Below are 17,405 nucleotides of genomic sequence, written 5' to 3'. Positions count from 1 at the left end.
GGCTTGAGTCCGAATCAGGCAGAGCAAAAATACTGGATTAACTATAAACCGGTGGCTAGTTTTTCTTGACCACTACACTGACCTCTACTGTACAAGCTCCAAGCGAGCTAATTTTACAGGCGGTATTAGGCGCTATTTCCACAGCAGCACAAGGGCAGATTGATGTTGAGAGAATATATGGAGGCTCAGGACCAACGTCGCTATTTTTATGCGTCATCGCGGAATCTGGAGAGAGAAAAACAGGTGTAGCGACTAAAGTGTTCAAACCCATTATTGACTTTGAAAGACAAGAGGCAAAGAAATACGCAGAAAAGCAGGAAGTTTATGAACTTGAACTAGAGATTTTTAATGACAAAAAGAAGCTGATAAAGAAAAAACTTAGTCAGGCTATGAAGACAGGCAAAAAGGAGGCAATAGGAAGCGCAGAAGCAGAGCTCTTGGCTTTACAACGTAAAAAGCCTAAAGAACCAATCAAATCACAGTTTATTTTCGAAGACGGTACGCCAGAATCAGTTCAGTCTGACATGAGTAAAGGCAATGGTAACGCTGCGATGGTCTCTAACGAAGGAGGTACAGTCTTTGGCGGCCCGATAGCCAGAGATCTCGCTTTTTTAAACAGCCAATGGTCAGGAGAGTCGTTTACTGTTAACCGTAAAACATCGGAAAGCTTTATTCTCGACAATACGAGACTGACACTCTCCATTTTAATTCAGCCAAGCGCGATTGAGACGTTTCTTCACAAGAAGGGAGTCGAAGCAGTAGGCATTGGATTCTTGGGGCGATTCCTTTTTTGCAACCCACTAACGACTCAAGGAACGCGATTTTTAGACCAGTCTAGGTTCGAATCAAAAGAAGGTTACGAACGTTACGTTGAGAGAATGGAGAAAATACTGGCTGAGAATGTCACGACGAACCAAACTCGGCATGTTATCGAGTTTTCTGACGAAGCAAAAGCCTATGCTCATGACCTTTACAACGAAATTGAGCTTGGCTTGCAAGTCAACGGACGTTTCCAATACGCAAAAGATCACGGTAACAAGCTGTTTGAGAACATCGGCCGCATTGCCGCATTATTATCCTATTTTGAACATGGGAAAGACGAAAAAATAAGCTTAGGGATTCTCCAAGATGCCGAAAGGATTGCGTTTCACTTTTCCGACACTTACCTAAGGTGTTTCCAGACTTATCCTAATTATTTGAAAGATGCGTTTGCTCTCCAAGAGTACTGCCAAACCAAGCGGGAAAATGGCGAGCGCTATATAGCCAAAAGCTTAGTGCGACGCAGCGGCCCAAGTCGTCTGAGAAACCAATCAGCGCTATCCCAAGCTTTGGATATCCTTCAATCATGGAATGAGGTAATGGTATACAAATTTCCGACTACGGGTTTGGTGTATATTGACTTATATCCTGCAATGGCCCATCAACCACATATGTGGGAGCTATTTTGCCATAATTTTAAGCGTTCAAAGTAGGCAGTAAGGACTAAATACCAAACTTTTGCCAGGCAGAAGAGTTTAAGGAGGTGAGCTAAATAGCAACATAAAATAGACCAATTTTCAGCGCTGAACCACTTAAAAAACCGATATTTCTGATACGGATATCAGAAGTATCAGGATTTTCGACCATTTCGATTTGAAATCGGCTCGATAACGGCACTCGCTACGAGGAATTGATCAGCCTCGTAGCATTGCTCAACCGACAATTTTTTTGCCAATCAAATGCTAACTTCCGAACAACGAGAGTTAGTCAAAATCGTCGAGAAGGCTGTCACTTAAGATCCAAAAGTGCAGCGAATGCCGACAGGTGTTTTCTCGGTAATAGTAATACTTATAACTAACACTGTTTACATCATTCATTGGTACGTCTAGTAACCAATGCTTAGCCAGTGATAGGTAAGCCCCAAGCTTACCGTCTGACTCATGGTTAAAGATTACAGGATCAGATCAGTTATGAGTATTCAATGATCATGGAGCTAATTATGAATTTGCCAACACGTAATCCAATGAATCACAACCAAACACTCTACTACGACAGTTCGTACAGAGGCCTGCCTCTCTGGCCTCAGCATGTGCCTTATATTCAGGAGCCCTTAGATGGTCTGCATGACACAATGACAAGAGCGCTTGATGAACATCCACGTACGCTAGCTGTTCGCTTTGATTTGAAAGTGCCTGTAGCCGGTATTCCTTTACACCTTGAACCGCCAATGGAGCATTTCATCAGAGCTGTGAACCGGAAAGTTAAGGCGAAATATGACAGAGAAAGGTTACTTAAAGGCTCTGCGCATCATTGCACTGTCCGATATGCCCGTAAAGCTGAGCAAAACATACAATCACCATACGAGCATTACCATGTTGTTCTTTTCGTCAACAACGATGTCTTCAGGCAGGTAGGCAACTTGGGACCTGGTGATAACTCAGAGCTGGGGAAAATCATTAGAGATGCCTGGTATAGCACGGGAGGCGTTAACGCTGGCCCTACTGAGTATTTAATTCATGGGTCAACGCCGTCATACCGTCGCTTAAAAGGCCCGTTTAATTCATTCAGTCAGGAAACTCGAGAGGCTTTTAGGCATTACAGCTACTTATGCAAGGAGAGTACAACGCTTTATCAACGTGGACGCCCTGCGTTCACCACTAGCCGCAAATAGGACAAAAAATAAAGCGCCAGCATAAAGCACCAAGCAACGTAGCAGAGGCCCAGGGATAACCTCTGCTACGTACCTAGCGACAGTACAACTACAACAATCCCCTTTCAGCAAACGAAACCGTGTCTTGGCCTACTACGATGTGGTCAAGCACGGGGACGTCTATGTGATTGAGCGCGTCCTTGATACGCGTGGTCACACGCTTGTCAGCTTCCGATGGCTCAGTCACACCCGATGGATGGTTGTGCGCCAGAATGACAGCAGCAGCGTTTTGCTGAAGCACTTCCTTCATCACCTCTCGGGGATACACCGGGGCAGCGTTGATAGTCCCAAAGAACAACTCCTTGTACTCAATCAGTCGATGCTGTGAATCCATCAGTAAGATGGCGAACACTTCACGCTTTTGATGCGCCAGCTTGTACCTCAGGAAGTCTTTTGCAGCAGACGGGCTTGTAAAGCCCTCCCCCTTCAAAAACTTCGTCTCCAGTATCTCAGACGCTTTATTCAGCACATCAACCTCAGTCATCGGTCCATTCGTTACATACTCAGCGTTTTGCTCGTGCATTTTGTGTCTCCATGTTTTCGATTCTTGAATGCACGTGCGTGATATAGGCCTGAAATTCGGTAGGTTCTCTATTCGCCTTAATTCATCTCAATTCTTACTAATGCTATGACACAAAAAGAAGGAGAAGCACATGAGGTTTCTAAGGTTAACCGAGGTTCAAGAGCGCGTCGGGCTGGGGCGCACCTCAATTTACAAAATGGTAGGGGAAGGAAAATTCCCCAAGCCTGTTCATATACTGGGTAGGAACGTCGCGTGGGTAGACTCAGAAGTTGATGAGTGGATGATGGACCGTATAGATGAAAAGCGCGGCTTGTCAGTTCCTAACATTAGATATTAATCTAAAATCAAATAGTGACTATAGAGAAACACGGGCAGAGCCACCTTCCGAGTAACTAACATATAAGCCTTTGAATACGCTACTTCTGACTAGTTGACTCCGGACTTTCCGGGAGCTCTTTTAATAGCTTTGTAGCTTTACCATGACTTCTCTCAATGAAGCCGTGTGACTCAAGGCGACCGAGTTGCTCTCGAATGGCTGATCTTGAGTGGCTCGTTTTAGATGATAAATTTCGTTCGGAGGGAATGTCAGCACCAACGACTAAGTCTAAGCTGCTTAAGTAGTCAATCAAATCAGACAAAGCTTGATATTTCTCGAGCGCAGAAGTGATATCTGTGTCCATATGAGCTTGACGAATTTCCTCGATAGTATCGGGATTTATAGTGCTACCTAATATCTTATTAGCCTCTTCTACAAAAGTATGAGCTCGATACATCAAAAGCTTCTGGTCCGTATCATCTTTAAACTCTTTAATTAGTTCCGGTCTAGGGCTAATGGTTAAACCATTCTCAATAGTCCACCAGTCTTCCTTATTATCGTCGGTAACAAATACAACGTCTGTTTTAGAGTCCTTTGCCAGTTTCAGAGTTTGAAACCACACTATTAAGTCACCAAATTTTCGCGGTCGATCTTTTTGGCTGTCTTTATATCCAGGAGGTGTTTTTTGTTCGTACCTTAGGTCTCCGAGTTCGAAAATAGCTTCCAATTCGTCGTCAGTGTATGGTAGTCCAACTTTACCTTCAAATAGGGCAGCCAGGGCATCTTTGATAGGGTCATTTTTCATACGAGACGTATGAATTCCCTTACTAGCTTCAAGCTCATTCTTGATTCTTTTGAAAAGTGCCTTGAGGTCATTTGATGTAGACTCACTTACAAAAGGGTGCTGCTTATTGTTGTCGAATGCCGATTCAAGCTTTCCCATTTCCTTGACTGTATTATCATACGAAGAAGCTTGGGACTTAATCTCTGTCAAACGACTCTGCAAATATTCATTGACCGCATGGTGAGGTACCCAGACTCTGTCACTTATCTGATGAAGAATCTTGAGAAAATCTTCACGAGTGGTATCAGAATAACGATACAGATTTAAAAATATATTCGCATCGAACACAAAAGTGCCTTTTTCCCAAATCTCTTCCTTTGTCACTTTACTTTCGTCAAAGTAACCCGGAAACAAATTTTTCATGCTCTCACTCATCTTGTAGCCTCGATACTGTTCGTTTTAGTCACACACAATCAATTGAACTGCTTCTAAGCAATCTCTACCGAAACTGTCTCAATATCGTGGCTCTGAATCTGTTTTAACGCGTCATCAGCATCGATATAGAAGAATTCTTTACGTTTATTGATGAGATTCACCCGTTTATCGTCAAACACCTTATGAACATCAGACTCAAGTTTTGGCGCATCCTCACAGTAGAAAAAGCCATGCACATCGAAAGTGTCCGGTACTGATGCATCACCCAATTCGCGGACTCGCTCATTCGGGTCGGCACGGCGGGTCATTCCGACCTTCACAACCCCCTCCCCGAATGAATTAACGTTCGATATAACATAAACAAAACCAGCTCTGGTCTGCTGCGCCATCGACACGGCTCTTTGCTCGCGACTTTTAAGCTCCTCAAGCTCTTTCTGATGCATTTCAAGCTCCTGCCGTTGTGCCTCCGTCATACCGTCTAACTTAGCCAACTCTTTTTCGACAAGCTTTTCCATGCGCTCTCTGTCTTTTTTGGCCTTCTCAGCTGCCGCCTTTATCTTTTGCTCTTCTCGCTCAGCTTCACGCTCTAAACGGCGTTCTTCGCGCTCTTCTTCCTTCTTCAATGCCTTCAGCTCGGATATTTCGAAACTCAAATTGAGCTCTTTAAGACGAAGCTCTAGATATTCTTTATCTATGAATGTCTTAACCAATTGCCCACGGTCATTAATCTCTTTGAACGCTCGTCTCACTCGTTCATTCAGCCGTCCGATATTATTCCAATTAGCCAACGCAATGGCTGATTTCACCTCATTATCAAAACACCTTAGCCGCAGCCGTATCTCACGATTAAAAAGCGTCTTAACACCGGCCTTGCGACCATTTATGGTTATGTTATCCCCCATGTAACAAACACACGCGCGTTTGGCTTTCACCATCGCTTTTATCGAGTCTTTCACACTTGATAGCTGGCTCTGTAAGTCGTCAATATCGTCCGTGCTATGCGTTACTTGCATTAGCGAGTCGTCAACCGTACCTGCGCCAATGTCATATTGCGCTATTACCCGGCGGTTCGACTCTAATGCTTGCTTTCGACGGGCATACTGTGTTTGTAAATCTCGGTATTCCTGCTCAACTTCATCAAGCTCAGCCTGACCTTTATCAACCTCAGAAAAGACCGCAGACAGCCGCTCATAATCTTCCGCGATCGATGCCGCCCGACGATGAGCTTTAATCGCAAAGTAGGAGCTTAAACCAAAGGCCAGTATGGTTATCCCCAAAATAATTAGCCCTGTCATTATATTGCCTCCGGTAAAGCTGAGTCTTCACGTTCTTTACGTGCACGCTTAGCCTGCTTCATAGCGTTTCGCATCAACTCCGACTCATGGTATTCCTTAGCCTCCGCTGTCAGGTACCAGTCCGTATCAATTCCTTTTTCCTCTATGGCTGATCGAACCTCTTCCGGTGACACCCGGAAAAACTCTTTACGGAAATTCTCCGTGTTTACCCGTCGATCATTAAAGACATCATGTAATGTCTTTTCTAATGCTGGAGCATCTTCAACAAAAGCCAGCGCATGGACGTCAAATCGGAACGGCACTGATGCATCTCCAAGCTCTCTCACCCTATCCATTGGCTCTAAACGTCGGGTCATACCAATCTTAACCACACCTTCACCAAAGCTACCTTCATTTGATATGACATAGATATAACCGGCTCGCGTGATCTGTGCTTGTGACATCGCTCTAGTCTGTTTTTCTTCTAGCCGCGCTTTCTCCGCCTTGATATCTTCAATCATCCGCTCTAATCGTGCCCGCTCAGCGCCAGCCAACTGCTCTGCCTTTTTTTGCGCTTTAAGCAACTCACTATCCCGTGATGCAATCTCTTCTGACAACTCCTCTGAATCATCCCCCGAACTTTGCTGAGAGCGTAATAACTCTCTCTGCCGCTTACGCTCCTGCTTCAGCTCTTCACGATGCTCAAGCTCTGCATGCCAGCACCTAAGCTCATCTTCTTTGAGCAATGCATAACGCCGCGATATTTGAACACCCGTTGTCTCACCAAGTTTGGAAAGCTGGTCAACCAACCTTTCAATCTTGTCCACGGCTTTATCGAAAGTCGCCGCTCGCATCTGGCGTCTGATCACCTCAAACTCAGCATTGAACGCATCTAATAACAACGCGCGATAATCACGAATCATCCGTTCACCGTCCGAACGACTTCCCATCCAGTCCCATTGAGTAAAAGAATTAGTAGCCAAGCCCGCGCTAATACACTCAAACTGCTCTTCTCGGCACTTGCGAATATTCTTTTTTAACTCTTCACTATCATCGAACCGAAAAATAGGAGGCACCAAACCCACTTCAATCCGCTTTAGTTGCGCTGTTGTGGGCTCAATGGCTTTATCAAGTTTATCCAAGTAATCCCGACCCACACGCTGCTTCTCCTCAAAGTCTGCTTTTTCCTGGCGCTGTTTAGAGAGACGCTCGTCAACTGATTCATTCGATAACATCGACTCTCGCTGCGAGATGTACTCCAGGCGTGCATGATATTTTTTGTTTTGAGAAATACCGTAAAAAACCAAGAAGATCGTGGCGGCAACAAGGCCTAAAGGTAGGTACATAGCTATGCTATCCATTGCACATTGTCCTTTCAGTAATTTAGCAAGGGGAAGTTATTTAAGACATGAATAAAAGCTATACTAACCAGCAACGAAAAGCAAAACAGGCATCGAAAACAAAAAATAAGCCCAGGGTCGACGCACCCTGAGCTAACTTACTACAAACCAAGTTCGAGCATTAGCTGGCGCTTATAGTTGCCACCAAGCGGAAGCACTGTTTCGTCAGCTAACTCGACCTCTTGGTATCGACCTAGCTCTGATAATAGCTTTCGAAGGTGCTCGCGTTGTACAATATGGCTTCGGTGGATTCGAATGAATCTATCATCCAGTATTTCTTCCATATCCGATAGCGTTGCTCTATGCAGCACTCGCTCGTTGCCAAAGTAGATCTTTACGTAATTACCAAACGCTTCCACACGTTCAATCGACGCAACAGCAACAAAACGAACCTCACCTGGTCGCGTTTTAACGCCAATAATGTTTCGTTTCATGCTAGCCATAGTTAGTCCCTCTCCATGACCAAATCCGCATCAATGCTGTTACCACCAGCCAGCTGAATCGATGTTCGCCCCTTAATCGAGTAATCGTTGTAGATAGCGAATAGCAATGTCGAGCTGAGACCAATCGCGATAATTGCAGTGATCAGCGACCCTGTAGATAGCGTTCCGATAATACCTGAGCCCCAGCCCAGCGGATTCCAGAAATTGGTAGCAAAGACGCCCGCAGAGCCAATAGCTAAAGCAAAAGCTCCAGATGAGGCTGACTTAACCGTTTTCACATCATCAGCCAGTGACGCGCTTTTTACAGCAATTGTTTTATCCCGCCTTTCGATGGCTAGCTCTAGTTCCGACTTGGTATGAACCACCGTTACATTCGACATAAATGTTCTCCTAATTGACAGTTAATTAACTGCAGCCGTAACTGCCATTAGGTGATATAGGTTTTAATCTCGCTTGATTGGTACTTCGGATGGACGACACAAAAAATAGGGGCCCTCAGCCCCTATAGCTCTAATTCAGCAAAGTCACGGTCAACATCCTCCTGAGTAATGCCAATATAACGCAGCGTCACAGCCTCAGAGCTATGACGTAGCATCTTCATTACCCTGGCGATGTCGTTTGTGTTCTTATAAAGGTGATAGCCTCGGGTCTTTCGCATTGAATGAGTTCCAAGTTTAATGCCAACCTCCTCTCCAATCGCCGCGAACGCCCGCGAAACGTAACGGCGGCTAATCGGGGCCTCGTCCAAGCCTTTAGACCATTGGTTTCGATAGGATTGAAATAGGTAAGTATGATCTGGATGCTCCTCTTTAATGCGAGCAATAATCGACCGTGCTTTGTCGTTCAATTTAATCGTTGCTTGTTTCGACGTCTTCCCTTCAACCAGGGTCAGACGCTCATCGTTTATGTTTTCAAACTTGATAGACAGTAAATCTGAAATCCGTAACGCCAGGTTCAAGCCGATATCCCAGACGTCGGCAATTTGCTGACCGTAGGTTCGTTTGAGAAGGTAGCTAATGAGCTTCACGGTATCCAGATCTTTAACCGCTTGTACTTCGGCCATGATCAAGTTCCTTTTTTGCTGTAAAACGTGATTTTGAGTACTTAAGAGGGTATAAAGGGGGAAATAGCCCGTTTTTAGTGGGTTTGCTTGTTCCCATTTCCTTATTTTAGGAACTTAGTAGTAATCAAAACAGAACCACTCTTTTTGATGATATATCTTTTAAATTATGGGAAGTTCAAGCTTTGATTGAGAACGACTTTTAATTAATGTACCGTAGTGACGCCTTTTTAAACCGTAGGTAATGATGCTTAGACTAGGATTTTTAATACTGGTGCTTGTTGCTGTTCTGACTCAAATCAGTCAGGCGGTTGCTGATGTGCATCAATCTCACCAGTCCTCTTCTGAGCAACACCTCAATTTTGAGCATGACGAATCCCACATCGATAAGCGCAATCTCCCTAAAAGTGGAGAAATCAGCTTTGACTGCCATCACTGCTGTCACTGCCATGGCTCGTTTCATCTATATGCGATGAAGACTGAAAAAACTCTCGCGTTACCACGAATGGGAACAATGCGCCCTGGGTACACCCAGTTCTACACTAATCCACTATCATCACCACTGTTCCGGCCACCCATCTCCTCATAACTGTCTAATAAGCTGCTATAGCAGCGCAAAAAAATCATTATTTTACGCAGTAATATGACTGAGGAGTCTATCTATGGGTCCGTTTTCGACACATAGCAAACGCTTGTTTGTTGCCGTAAGTCTGGCAATAAGCTCAAGCTACGCCAATGCACAACAGTTGCCCGAGCAATGGCAACAAACTGTGCAGCAACACCCCAGTGTTGAAGCCGCTCAACAGCAGGCTGAAGCACTCATTCAACAGGGCAAGCAATTAAAGCAGCCTTTGTACAACCCTAGCTTATCATCACGCTTAGAGCGTGAGGGTGACATAAATAATTACGCTGTTGGTCTAAGCCAAACACTGGACTGGAGCACTCGCAATGAAGCACGTGCCAGTCAGAGTGACGCAATGACCGCTATGGCAATGAGTATTTATCGCCAGTCGGCGACATCGCATGCTAAAACGCTGCTGAATACCTATGTGCAATGGCTTGGTGCAAAACAGCGTTACGCACTTGCTGAGCAGCAAGAGGAAATCGTTAAACAGGCGATAAGCCTGGTTGCCGAACGACGTAAAGCCGGTGACTTAGGTGCCGTCGACGAACAGCTGACGGTACTCGCGCTAAGTCGGCAACTGCAACAAACGGCAGCGGCCTATCAACAACTGCAATCCGCTGAAGCAGAGTTAAACGCTCTGCTAACAACATCTGATGTCGCTCAATTCTCCATTAATGAGGAGCTATTTAACGTTGAACCTGCGTTAACGGCTCGTTGGCAACAACATCCAGCGTTAAAAGCCGCTTACTTGCAATGGCAATTAAAGCGCGCCGATGTCGACTGGAAACGCTCGTTAACCACCGCCAACCCAACCGTAGGCGTCGAAGCAGGCGAGAGCGATAACGAAACCGTAGTTGGCTTATCATTCAGTATTCCACTACAGATTCGCAATAACTACAGCGATGCAGTACGCGCAGCCAATAGCGAAGCTGTTGCTGAAGAAAAGCGTTTGATTGCGCTACGCCAACAATGGCAAGCAGCACTGAAGTCGTCCCTTAACAACTACCGCTTTGTTAAAAAACAATGGCAAAGCTGGCAAAGAGACTTCCAGTCTCGGCAGGATGAGTCGATGCAGGTGATTGAACAGTCCTGGCTCGCCGGAGACTTATCCACCACAGACTATCTCACCGCCATGCAACAGCAGCTCGATAGTCAATTTGCAGGTATAGCGCTGCAAACACAATATCGGTTGGCCGCCATTGAATGGTTGTACCGTTCGGACGAACTCAGTAAAGCGCTGACGTTATCGCCGTTAAGCCAGCAAACAAACGCAGAGATTGGAGAGTAAACGATGTCAGTAAAACCTTTATACGCAGCAATAGCACTTGCGCTGAGCTTTTCGGTTATGGCGCAGGATGAACACGGACACGACGAAAAAGAAGGTACCCACAAGGAAGAAGGCAAACACGAGCAAGGTGAACATAAGGAAAGTGCAGGCGTGGAGCTATCCAGCAAGCAGCTGTCCATGGCAGATATCACCACGCGAACCTTGCAAACTCAAGTCATTGAATACCCCGTTTATGCCCCGGGCGAGGTGGTTGCTAACGACTTTAACAGCTACATCGTGAGTCCGCGCATCGATTCGACCGTACTCAAACGTTTTGTCAGTATTGGCGATCACGTCGAAAAAGGTGAACCACTAGCCACACTCTTCAGCGCAACTATGGCAGAGGCGCAAAGTCAGTATTTAGTCACACTTAACGAATGGCAACGCGTGCAGTCACTCGGTGAGTCAACGGTGGGTGAAAAACGCTTTGTCGAAGCGAAAAATGCCTTTACCTCAGCGCAAGCGCAACTCAAAGCATTTGGTATGTCGGTCAGTGATATTAAGCGTTTAAGTAAAGCTAATTACCCTATCGGCGAATACCAACTGACCTCAGAAATTGGCGGAATTGTGGTTAGCGATAAATTCAAGCAGGGCCAGCAAGTCAATGCCGGTAACCACTTGGTTGAAGTTCTGCAAGAAGAAACCTTGTGGATTAATGCTCGGCTACCAGGCTCAGCTGACCTTAATGTGCAGTTTGGTGATCCTGTTGCAGTGAGTGTCGACAATCACCGCTTTGCGGCAAAAATCATTCAGGAAGGCCACACAATAGACCATAAAACTCGCACCCGAACGGTACGACTTGCGGTAAATAACAAAAAGGACCAATTACACCCCGGTTTATTTGCGGATGTTTATTTCTCAGTCAAATCGGATAGACCAGTGCTTGCAGTTAAGGACTCTGCCTTGATGCGGGCACCTGATGGTGACTGGCAGATATTCATTGAGCACGAACCCGGAAAATTTGAACCGAAGAAAGTCGAGTTGGTTGATGAAAAGGGTCCGTGGAAAGTTATTCGAGGCGTTAAGGAAGGCACAGAATACGTAGACAACAGCGCGTTTTTCGTTCGCTCACAAATCGCTAAAGGCGGTTTTGACCCACATAACCACTAACAGGAGGTTGTATGTTTCAGCGCATTATTCAGTTTGCTGTCGCTAATCGCCTGTTATTGGTATTGGCTTTATTCAGCATCAGCATTGCGTCATTTTTTGTTATTCCCAAACTTAATCTGGATGCCTTCCCCGATGTTACCAACGTTCAGGTAACGGTAAATACGGAGGCCCCCGGGTTAGCAGCGACCGAAGTCGAGCAGCTGATTACCTATCCGATAGAGTCGGTGATGTATGCTCTGCCCGACGTCAAAGAGGTTCGGTCAATCTCAAAAACAGGTTTATCGGGCATTACCGTAGTGTTTGACGAGAGTGTCGATATCTACTTTGCCCGGCAACTGGTGTTTGAACGACTGCAGGCGGCAAAGGAGTTGATACCCGAAGGCGTAGGTACACCCGAAATGGGTCCTAACTCTTCCGGCCTCGGCCAGGTTTATCAGTATCTGCTACTTGCCGAACCGGGCTCCGGTGTCAGCAGTATGGAGCTACGCAGTCTTAACGACTATGTGGTTAAACTGCTACTAATGCCCGTTGAGGGAATTACCGAAGTCTTGTCCTTTGGCGGTAAGGTTAAGCAATATCAGGTTAACCTAAATCCCGCGAAGTTACTGTCTTACGAACTCACACAGCAAGATGTGATGAGCGCGGTCAACAAGAATAACGGTAACGTTGGTGGTTGGTATATGCCCCGCGGTCAGGAGCAGTTGGTTATTCGCGGCACCGGCTGGTTGGATAGCGGTAAAAAAGGCCTGCAACAAATACGACAAATACCGCTCAAAACCGTTGACGGCGTTTCCGTAACACTGGGCCAGGTTGCCGACGTCGAAATCGGCAGTGAAATTCGCCAGGGAGCGGTCTCAATGTCGCGTAAAGTCGACGGCGAGGTCAACCAGCTGGGCGAAGTGGTGTCGGGTATTGTGCTCAAACGCATGGGCTCGAATACCAAAGCCACCATCGACGGTATTAAAAAGCGCATTCCGCTTATTCAGCAAGCATTACCCGAGGGTGTCACCTTTGAGCCGTATTATGATCAGGCCGATTTAATACAAAAAGCCGTATCTACGGTCGCGTATTCACTGCTCATTGCCTTTGTCTTTATTATCGCAGTATTAGCACTGTTTTTGCTCAACATACGCGCTACTTTTTTAGTGTTACTGTCCATTCCCGTTTCTATCGCCATTGCCCTGATGGTAATGTCCGCGATGGGCATGTCAGCTAACCTGATGTCGCTGGGCGGGATTGCTGTTGCCATTGGTATGCTGGTCGACGGCTCCGTGGTGATGGTTGAAAACATCTTTAAGCACTTAAGTCGTCCGGATAGTGAACACCAAGACGACGCCGAGCAACGCACAGAGCACCGCGACCCAGATCCTCAGGCAGCCAAACTCGATAGCCATGGTATCAAGCTGCGAGTTAAGGAAGCGGCGAACGAAGTGGCACGACCGGTATTCTTTGCCGCCATGATTATCTTGGTGGTCTTTATGCCACTGTTTAGTTTTCAGGGTGTTGAAGCTAAATTATTTGAGCCCATGGCTATCAGTATTATGTTGGCCATTATCTCCGCGGTTTTTGTGGCCATCATGGTTGTACCGGCATTAGCCAGTTACTTTTTCAGTCGGGGTATTAAGCCTCGTGAAAATAAACTGCTTAAACCACTAGATAATGGTTATAAAAGACTATTATCGGTGGCGTTACGCAGTAAAAAGGCTGTTATTACCCTGGCCGGTGTGCTGTTTGTCGGCGCTTTGGTGTTAGTGCCTCGTCTCGGCACAGAATTTGCGCCCGAATTGGAAGAAGGCACGATTAATATTCGCGTGACATTAGCCCCCTCCTCTAACCTTGAAACGGCCTTAGAGGTGGCTCCGAAGCTTGAAAAAATCCTGATGTCGTTCCCGGAAACCACCTACGCACTCAGCCGCATTGGACGAGCTGAAGTGGGCGGCGATCCAGAGCCTATCAGCAACATCGAGATATATGTGGGTCTTAAGCCGCAGTCTGAATGGACAACGGCATCCGATCGCTACGCCTTACAAGAAAAAATGGAGGCAAAACTCGATGCTCACCCAGGCTTGTTGTTTAATTTTTCACAACCTATTGCAACACGGGTTGATGAACTGCTCTCAGGTGTAAAATCGCAGCTAGCCATCAAACTATTTGGACCCGAGCTTGACGTGTTGGCCCGTAAAGGCCAGGAAATAGAAGGTGCCGTCAAGCAAGTTGACGGGGCGGTTGCTGTAGCGATGGAGCAAATAAAAGGTGAAGCACAACTCGTGGTTTCGCCGAAACGCCAACAACTCTCACGCTACGGCTTAAATGTCACCGATGTACTGAGCGTTGTCGACAATGGCTTGGGTGGCGCTTCGGCAGGCCAGATCATTCGCGGTAATGAGCGCTATGATATTTACGTGCGGCTGGCCAAGCAATTCCGCGATACGCCGGAGTCTATTCGTTCGTTACGCCTGTTAACTCCCTCAGGGGCCTGGGTAACCTTAGGCGGAGTCGCCCACGTCGCAATTGAATCAGGACCACCGCAAATCCGTCGTGATGACGTACAGCGTCGCGTTGTGATTCAATCGAACGTTCAGGGTCGTGACATGGGCAGCGTGGTTGCCGATATTCGGAAGGCGATTGACGAGAAGGTGGATTTACCAACCGGTTACTCAGTCGACATTGGTGGCCAGTTCGAAAGTCAACAACGAGCACAGGAGCGCTTGTCCATTGTCGTTCCCATATCGCTGGCACTCATCGCCCTGCTGCTTTATTTTGCTTTCGGCACCATGGGTCAAGCCATGTTGATTTTGGTGAATGTACCGTTGGCAGTCATCGGTGGTATTGTGGCACTCTATGTGTCAGGGCAGTACTTATCGGTGCCCAGCGCCGTGGGTTTCATCACACTGTTTGGTGTGGCGGTACTAAACGGTGTGGTTCTGGTCGAAAGTATAAACCAGAGAATAACCGATGGGCATGCAGTTAATGATGCCGTGTTTGATGGCGCATGGTCGCGACTACGCCCGGTATTAATGACGGCAATAACCTCAGCGTTAGGACTCATTCCCATGCTGTTTGCAACCGGCGCAGGCGCTGAAATTCAACGCCCACTGGCTTCCGTCATTGTCGGTGGTTTGGTATCAGCCACTCTGCTGACATTGGTTATCTTACCCGTGCTCTATCCTTGGTTTTCGAAACAAAAAATTAAGGATCTGAGCCGTTAGGGTTCAGCACTTAAGGGGGCGGTTATTGCCGCCCCTTCTACTACAAAGAGGAACGTATTATGGGGCATCACCATAACCATGATCACTCAAAGGACATGCCGTCCAACCGATTAGGGTGGGCATTTGTTCTTAACTTTGTTTTCACCATTATCGAGTTTATTGGTGGCTTTCTTACCAACAGTACCGCCATTTTAGCTGATGCCGTTCATGATCTTGGCGATAGCTTGTCGCTTGGCCTGGCGTGGGTACTTAATAAGCTGGGCAAAAAACAGGCTAACCAACACTTTACCTACGGTTATAAGCGACTCAATCTTGCCGGTGCATTTATTAATGCCGTTGTTTTAATCGCAGGCTCTGCCTGGGTACTTGTGGAAGCGATTCCCAGACTCTGGAACCCTCAAATGCCCATCGCTGATGGCATGATCGCTTTAGCCGTCGTTGGCATTACAGTTAATGGATTTGCCGCTTACAAATTGTCAGAGGGCAAAACGTTAAACGAACGCGTTATTAACTGGCACTTGCTGGAGGATGTTCTCGGCTGGGTTGCTGTACTTATCGTTGGTATTGTTTTGTTGTTCGTAGACTGGCCAATTCTCGACCCTATATTGTCGATTGGCTTTACTCTATTTATTTTAGTGAATGTGCTGCGCAACCTGTGGGCAACGCTGAAACTCTTCATACAAGCAACTCCGGACAAAAAAACCTACAGACAAGTCGCTGACGCTTTACTGGAGCTACCTCATGTTGCTGACCTACACCATTTGCATTTTTGGTCACTAGACGGCGAGGAGCATGTATTAACCGTTCATTTGATGTTAACTGAAAATCTTGATATCGAGGCCCGTAGCGACTTAAAACAGCACATCGATAACGTCCTTGCGCCCTATGCTTTAAGCCATACAACGGTAGAACTAGAAGATCCTGATGAAGCGTGTAGGGACAACTGATAATGAGTGCATTATTTTTATTGAAAACGCTCGGGTTATTTATTGCAACCGCAATTGCCGAAATTGTCGGTTGCTATTTACCCTACCTATGGCTCAAAGAGGGCCATTCCGTTTGGTTGCTCATTCCGGCAGCAATAAGCTTAGCTTTATTTGCTTACTTATTAACACTTCATCCAGCGGAAAGCGGGCGGGTCTACGCAGCTTATGGTGGTATTTACGTGTTAACTGCCATAGTCTGGCTGCGAATTGTCGATAAATCGCCACTATCCAATTTCGACCTGATTGGCACGACGTTTGTGCTAACCGGTATGGGGATTCTTGTGTATGGCTGGCGTTAGCTATAAAGCAATTCAGTTAAAGAACTCCACTCAAAAGTTTTACACAGACTAGCGCACCTTATGTTTGTCCGTCGTAGCGTCCTCAACCCCATCATTAAGCGACGCCATCAGTGGACAATAGACATCTCCGTGTCCGGCGCTGCATTTTTGCACCAACTCATTCAGCGCTTGTTCAATTTGCTGTAAGTGCGATATCTTTCGACGAACACTGGTGAGCTTTTGCTCTCCAAGCTCCCGTGCTTCATCGCAATGAGCGCCATCTTGCAGAGTTAATAGCTCACCAATTTCATCCAGACTAAATCCAAGCCATTGAGACGCGCGAATAAAATGAAGCCGAGCAAGCGCTTGTTCGTCGTAATGTCGAATTCCCCCATACGGCTTTTCCGGCTCGCTCATTAGCCCTCGGCGCTGATAATAGCGCACCGTTTCCACGCCCACGCCGGCTGTTTTGGCCAGCGTGCCAATTGTCATTACGTTGCGTTTTTTTAACATAGCTATTGCTTCCGTAGTGAGGTACGGGTCTAAGATTAACACATTAAAGCAAAATGCCCGAAGGAGTTACTATTATGTCAAATTCAAAATCTGGTCGGGGCTCTCTTCTCGCGGGAGGGATCGCAGCGACTCTGGCATCTGCGTGTTGTCTGGGTCCCCTCATATTACTTGCACTCGGTGTATCCGGGGCCTGGATTGGGAGCCTCACAGCACTTGAGCCTTATCGACCCATTTTTATTGCCATTGCATTGATTGCCATATTCTTTGCCTGGCGTCGAATATACCGGCGTGCTGATGACTGCAACCCTGATGACACCTGCGCAACGCCAAATGCTCGTAAGAGCTACAAAGTGATGTTTTGGCTCGTTGCGGTACTTACTTTAACAGCACTGGCTTACCCCTATGTTGTTCCTTTCTTTTACTAGGAGGCAAT

Annotated in this window: 18 protein-coding genes; 9 read left to right on the top strand and 9 right to left on the bottom strand. The window is 46.5% G+C overall.

Annotated features, from left to right (window positions below; translation table 11 throughout):
• Positions 1-65: 65 nt before the first annotated feature.
• Both ACN0RF_RS12915 and ACN0RF_RS12910 read left to right on the top strand, forming a co-directional pair.
• Positions 66-1,472 carry a YfjI family protein gene (locus tag ACN0RF_RS12915; protein ID WP_417439337.1) on the top strand — a complete coding sequence of 469 codons (1,407 nt, stop codon included), beginning with the start codon at positions 66-68 and terminating at the stop codon, positions 1,470-1,472.
• Between the two features lie 506 nt (positions 1,473-1,978).
• Positions 1,979-2,650, top strand: a complete 672-nt coding sequence (locus ACN0RF_RS12910) for a YagK/YfjJ domain-containing protein (RefSeq protein ID WP_322407123.1) — start codon at positions 1,979-1,981, stop codon at positions 2,648-2,650.
• A gap of 88 nt (positions 2,651-2,738) precedes the next feature.
• Here ACN0RF_RS12910 and radC read toward each other — a convergent pair whose 3' ends face one another.
• Positions 2,739-3,212: a RadC family protein gene (radC, locus tag ACN0RF_RS12905; RefSeq protein WP_126784204.1), complete on the bottom strand. Its 474-nt coding sequence runs from the start codon at positions 3,210-3,212 to the stop codon at positions 2,739-2,741.
• Positions 3,213-3,342: 130 nt separating this feature from the next.
• Here radC and ACN0RF_RS12900 point away from each other — a divergent pair, with 130 nt between their 5' ends.
• Positions 3,343-3,549, top strand: a complete 207-nt coding sequence (locus ACN0RF_RS12900; RefSeq protein ID WP_417439336.1) for an AlpA family transcriptional regulator — start codon at positions 3,343-3,345, stop codon at positions 3,547-3,549.
• A 79-nt stretch (positions 3,550-3,628) separates the two neighbouring features.
• Here ACN0RF_RS12900 and ACN0RF_RS12895 read toward each other — a convergent pair whose 3' ends face one another.
• The 7 genes from ACN0RF_RS12895 to ACN0RF_RS12865 form a co-directional block, all read right to left on the bottom strand.
• Positions 3,629-4,735 carry a PIN-like domain-containing protein gene (locus tag ACN0RF_RS12895; protein ID WP_417439335.1) on the bottom strand — a complete coding sequence of 369 codons (1,107 nt, stop codon included), beginning with the start codon at positions 4,733-4,735 and terminating at the stop codon, positions 3,629-3,631.
• A gap of 65 nt (positions 4,736-4,800) precedes the next feature.
• Positions 4,801-6,042, bottom strand: coding sequence for a DUF4041 domain-containing protein (locus tag ACN0RF_RS12890; RefSeq protein ID WP_417439334.1), 1,242 nt, complete (start codon positions 6,040-6,042; stop codon positions 4,801-4,803).
• Positions 6,042-7,382 (bottom strand): DUF4041 domain-containing protein, encoded by a 1,341-nt coding sequence (locus ACN0RF_RS12885; protein ID WP_417439333.1) that lies wholly within the window; start codon positions 7,380-7,382, stop codon positions 6,042-6,044. Before ACN0RF_RS12885 ends, ACN0RF_RS12890 begins: the two co-directional genes overlap by 1 nt.
• A 140-nt stretch (positions 7,383-7,522) precedes the next feature.
• On the bottom strand, positions 7,523-7,864 hold the full coding sequence (locus ACN0RF_RS12880) for a LytR/AlgR family response regulator transcription factor (protein WP_417439332.1): 342 nt from the start codon (positions 7,862-7,864) through the stop codon (positions 7,523-7,525).
• A gap of 2 nt (positions 7,865-7,866) precedes the next feature.
• A complete protein-coding gene (locus ACN0RF_RS12875) occupies positions 7,867-8,244 on the bottom strand; it encodes a hypothetical protein (protein WP_110014383.1) in 378 nt (125 codons plus the stop codon).
• Positions 8,245-8,366: 122 nt separating this feature from the next.
• Complete coding sequence (locus ACN0RF_RS12870; RefSeq protein WP_110014384.1) at positions 8,367-8,927, bottom strand: tyrosine-type recombinase/integrase; 561 nt, start codon at positions 8,925-8,927, stop codon at positions 8,367-8,369.
• A gap of 262 nt (positions 8,928-9,189) precedes the next feature.
• Positions 9,190-9,375, bottom strand: coding sequence for a hypothetical protein (locus ACN0RF_RS12865; RefSeq protein ID WP_034733748.1), 186 nt, complete (start codon positions 9,373-9,375; stop codon positions 9,190-9,192).
• A 211-nt stretch (positions 9,376-9,586) separates the two neighbouring features.
• Between ACN0RF_RS12865 and ACN0RF_RS12860 the strand changes: the two genes are divergently transcribed.
• Genes ACN0RF_RS12860 through ACN0RF_RS12840 form a run of 5 tightly spaced genes read left to right on the top strand, consistent with a single transcriptional unit; the run spans position 9,587 to position 16,480 of the window.
• Positions 9,587-10,837: a TolC family protein gene (locus ACN0RF_RS12860; RefSeq protein ID WP_417439331.1), complete on the top strand. Its 1,251-nt coding sequence runs from the start codon at positions 9,587-9,589 to the stop codon at positions 10,835-10,837.
• Between the two features lie 3 nt (positions 10,838-10,840).
• Complete coding sequence (locus tag ACN0RF_RS12855) at positions 10,841-11,986, top strand: efflux RND transporter periplasmic adaptor subunit (RefSeq protein WP_417439330.1); 1,146 nt, start codon at positions 10,841-10,843, stop codon at positions 11,984-11,986.
• Between the two features lie 11 nt (positions 11,987-11,997).
• Complete coding sequence (locus tag ACN0RF_RS12850; protein WP_417439329.1) at positions 11,998-15,195, top strand: efflux RND transporter permease subunit; 3,198 nt, start codon at positions 11,998-12,000, stop codon at positions 15,193-15,195.
• Positions 15,196-15,254: 59 nt separating this feature from the next.
• Positions 15,255-16,142 (top strand): cation diffusion facilitator family transporter, encoded by an 888-nt coding sequence (locus tag ACN0RF_RS12845; protein ID WP_417439328.1) that lies wholly within the window; start codon positions 15,255-15,257, stop codon positions 16,140-16,142.
• Positions 16,143-16,144: 2 nt separating this feature from the next.
• Complete coding sequence (locus ACN0RF_RS12840; RefSeq protein ID WP_006956209.1) at positions 16,145-16,480, top strand: YnfA family protein; 336 nt, start codon at positions 16,145-16,147, stop codon at positions 16,478-16,480.
• Positions 16,481-16,528: 48 nt separating this feature from the next.
• Here the strand turns inward: ACN0RF_RS12840 and merR are convergent, their stop codons facing one another.
• Positions 16,529-16,972 (bottom strand): Hg(II)-responsive transcriptional regulator, encoded by a 444-nt coding sequence (gene merR / locus ACN0RF_RS12835; protein WP_006956210.1) that lies wholly within the window; start codon positions 16,970-16,972, stop codon positions 16,529-16,531.
• Between the two features lie 74 nt (positions 16,973-17,046).
• On the opposite strand from merR, the gene merT reads away from it, so the two are divergent.
• Positions 17,047-17,397: a mercuric ion transporter MerT gene (gene merT / locus ACN0RF_RS12830; RefSeq protein WP_105307079.1), complete on the top strand. Its 351-nt coding sequence runs from the start codon at positions 17,047-17,049 to the stop codon at positions 17,395-17,397.
• The last annotated feature ends 8 nt before the right edge of the window (positions 17,398-17,405 follow it).

The sequence above is a fragment of the Idiomarina sp. genome (assembly GCF_048260185.1).
In the GTDB taxonomy this organism is placed as follows: Bacteria; Pseudomonadota; Gammaproteobacteria; order Enterobacterales; family Alteromonadaceae; genus Idiomarina.
This window is presented reverse-complemented; position numbering and strand designations above follow the sequence as displayed.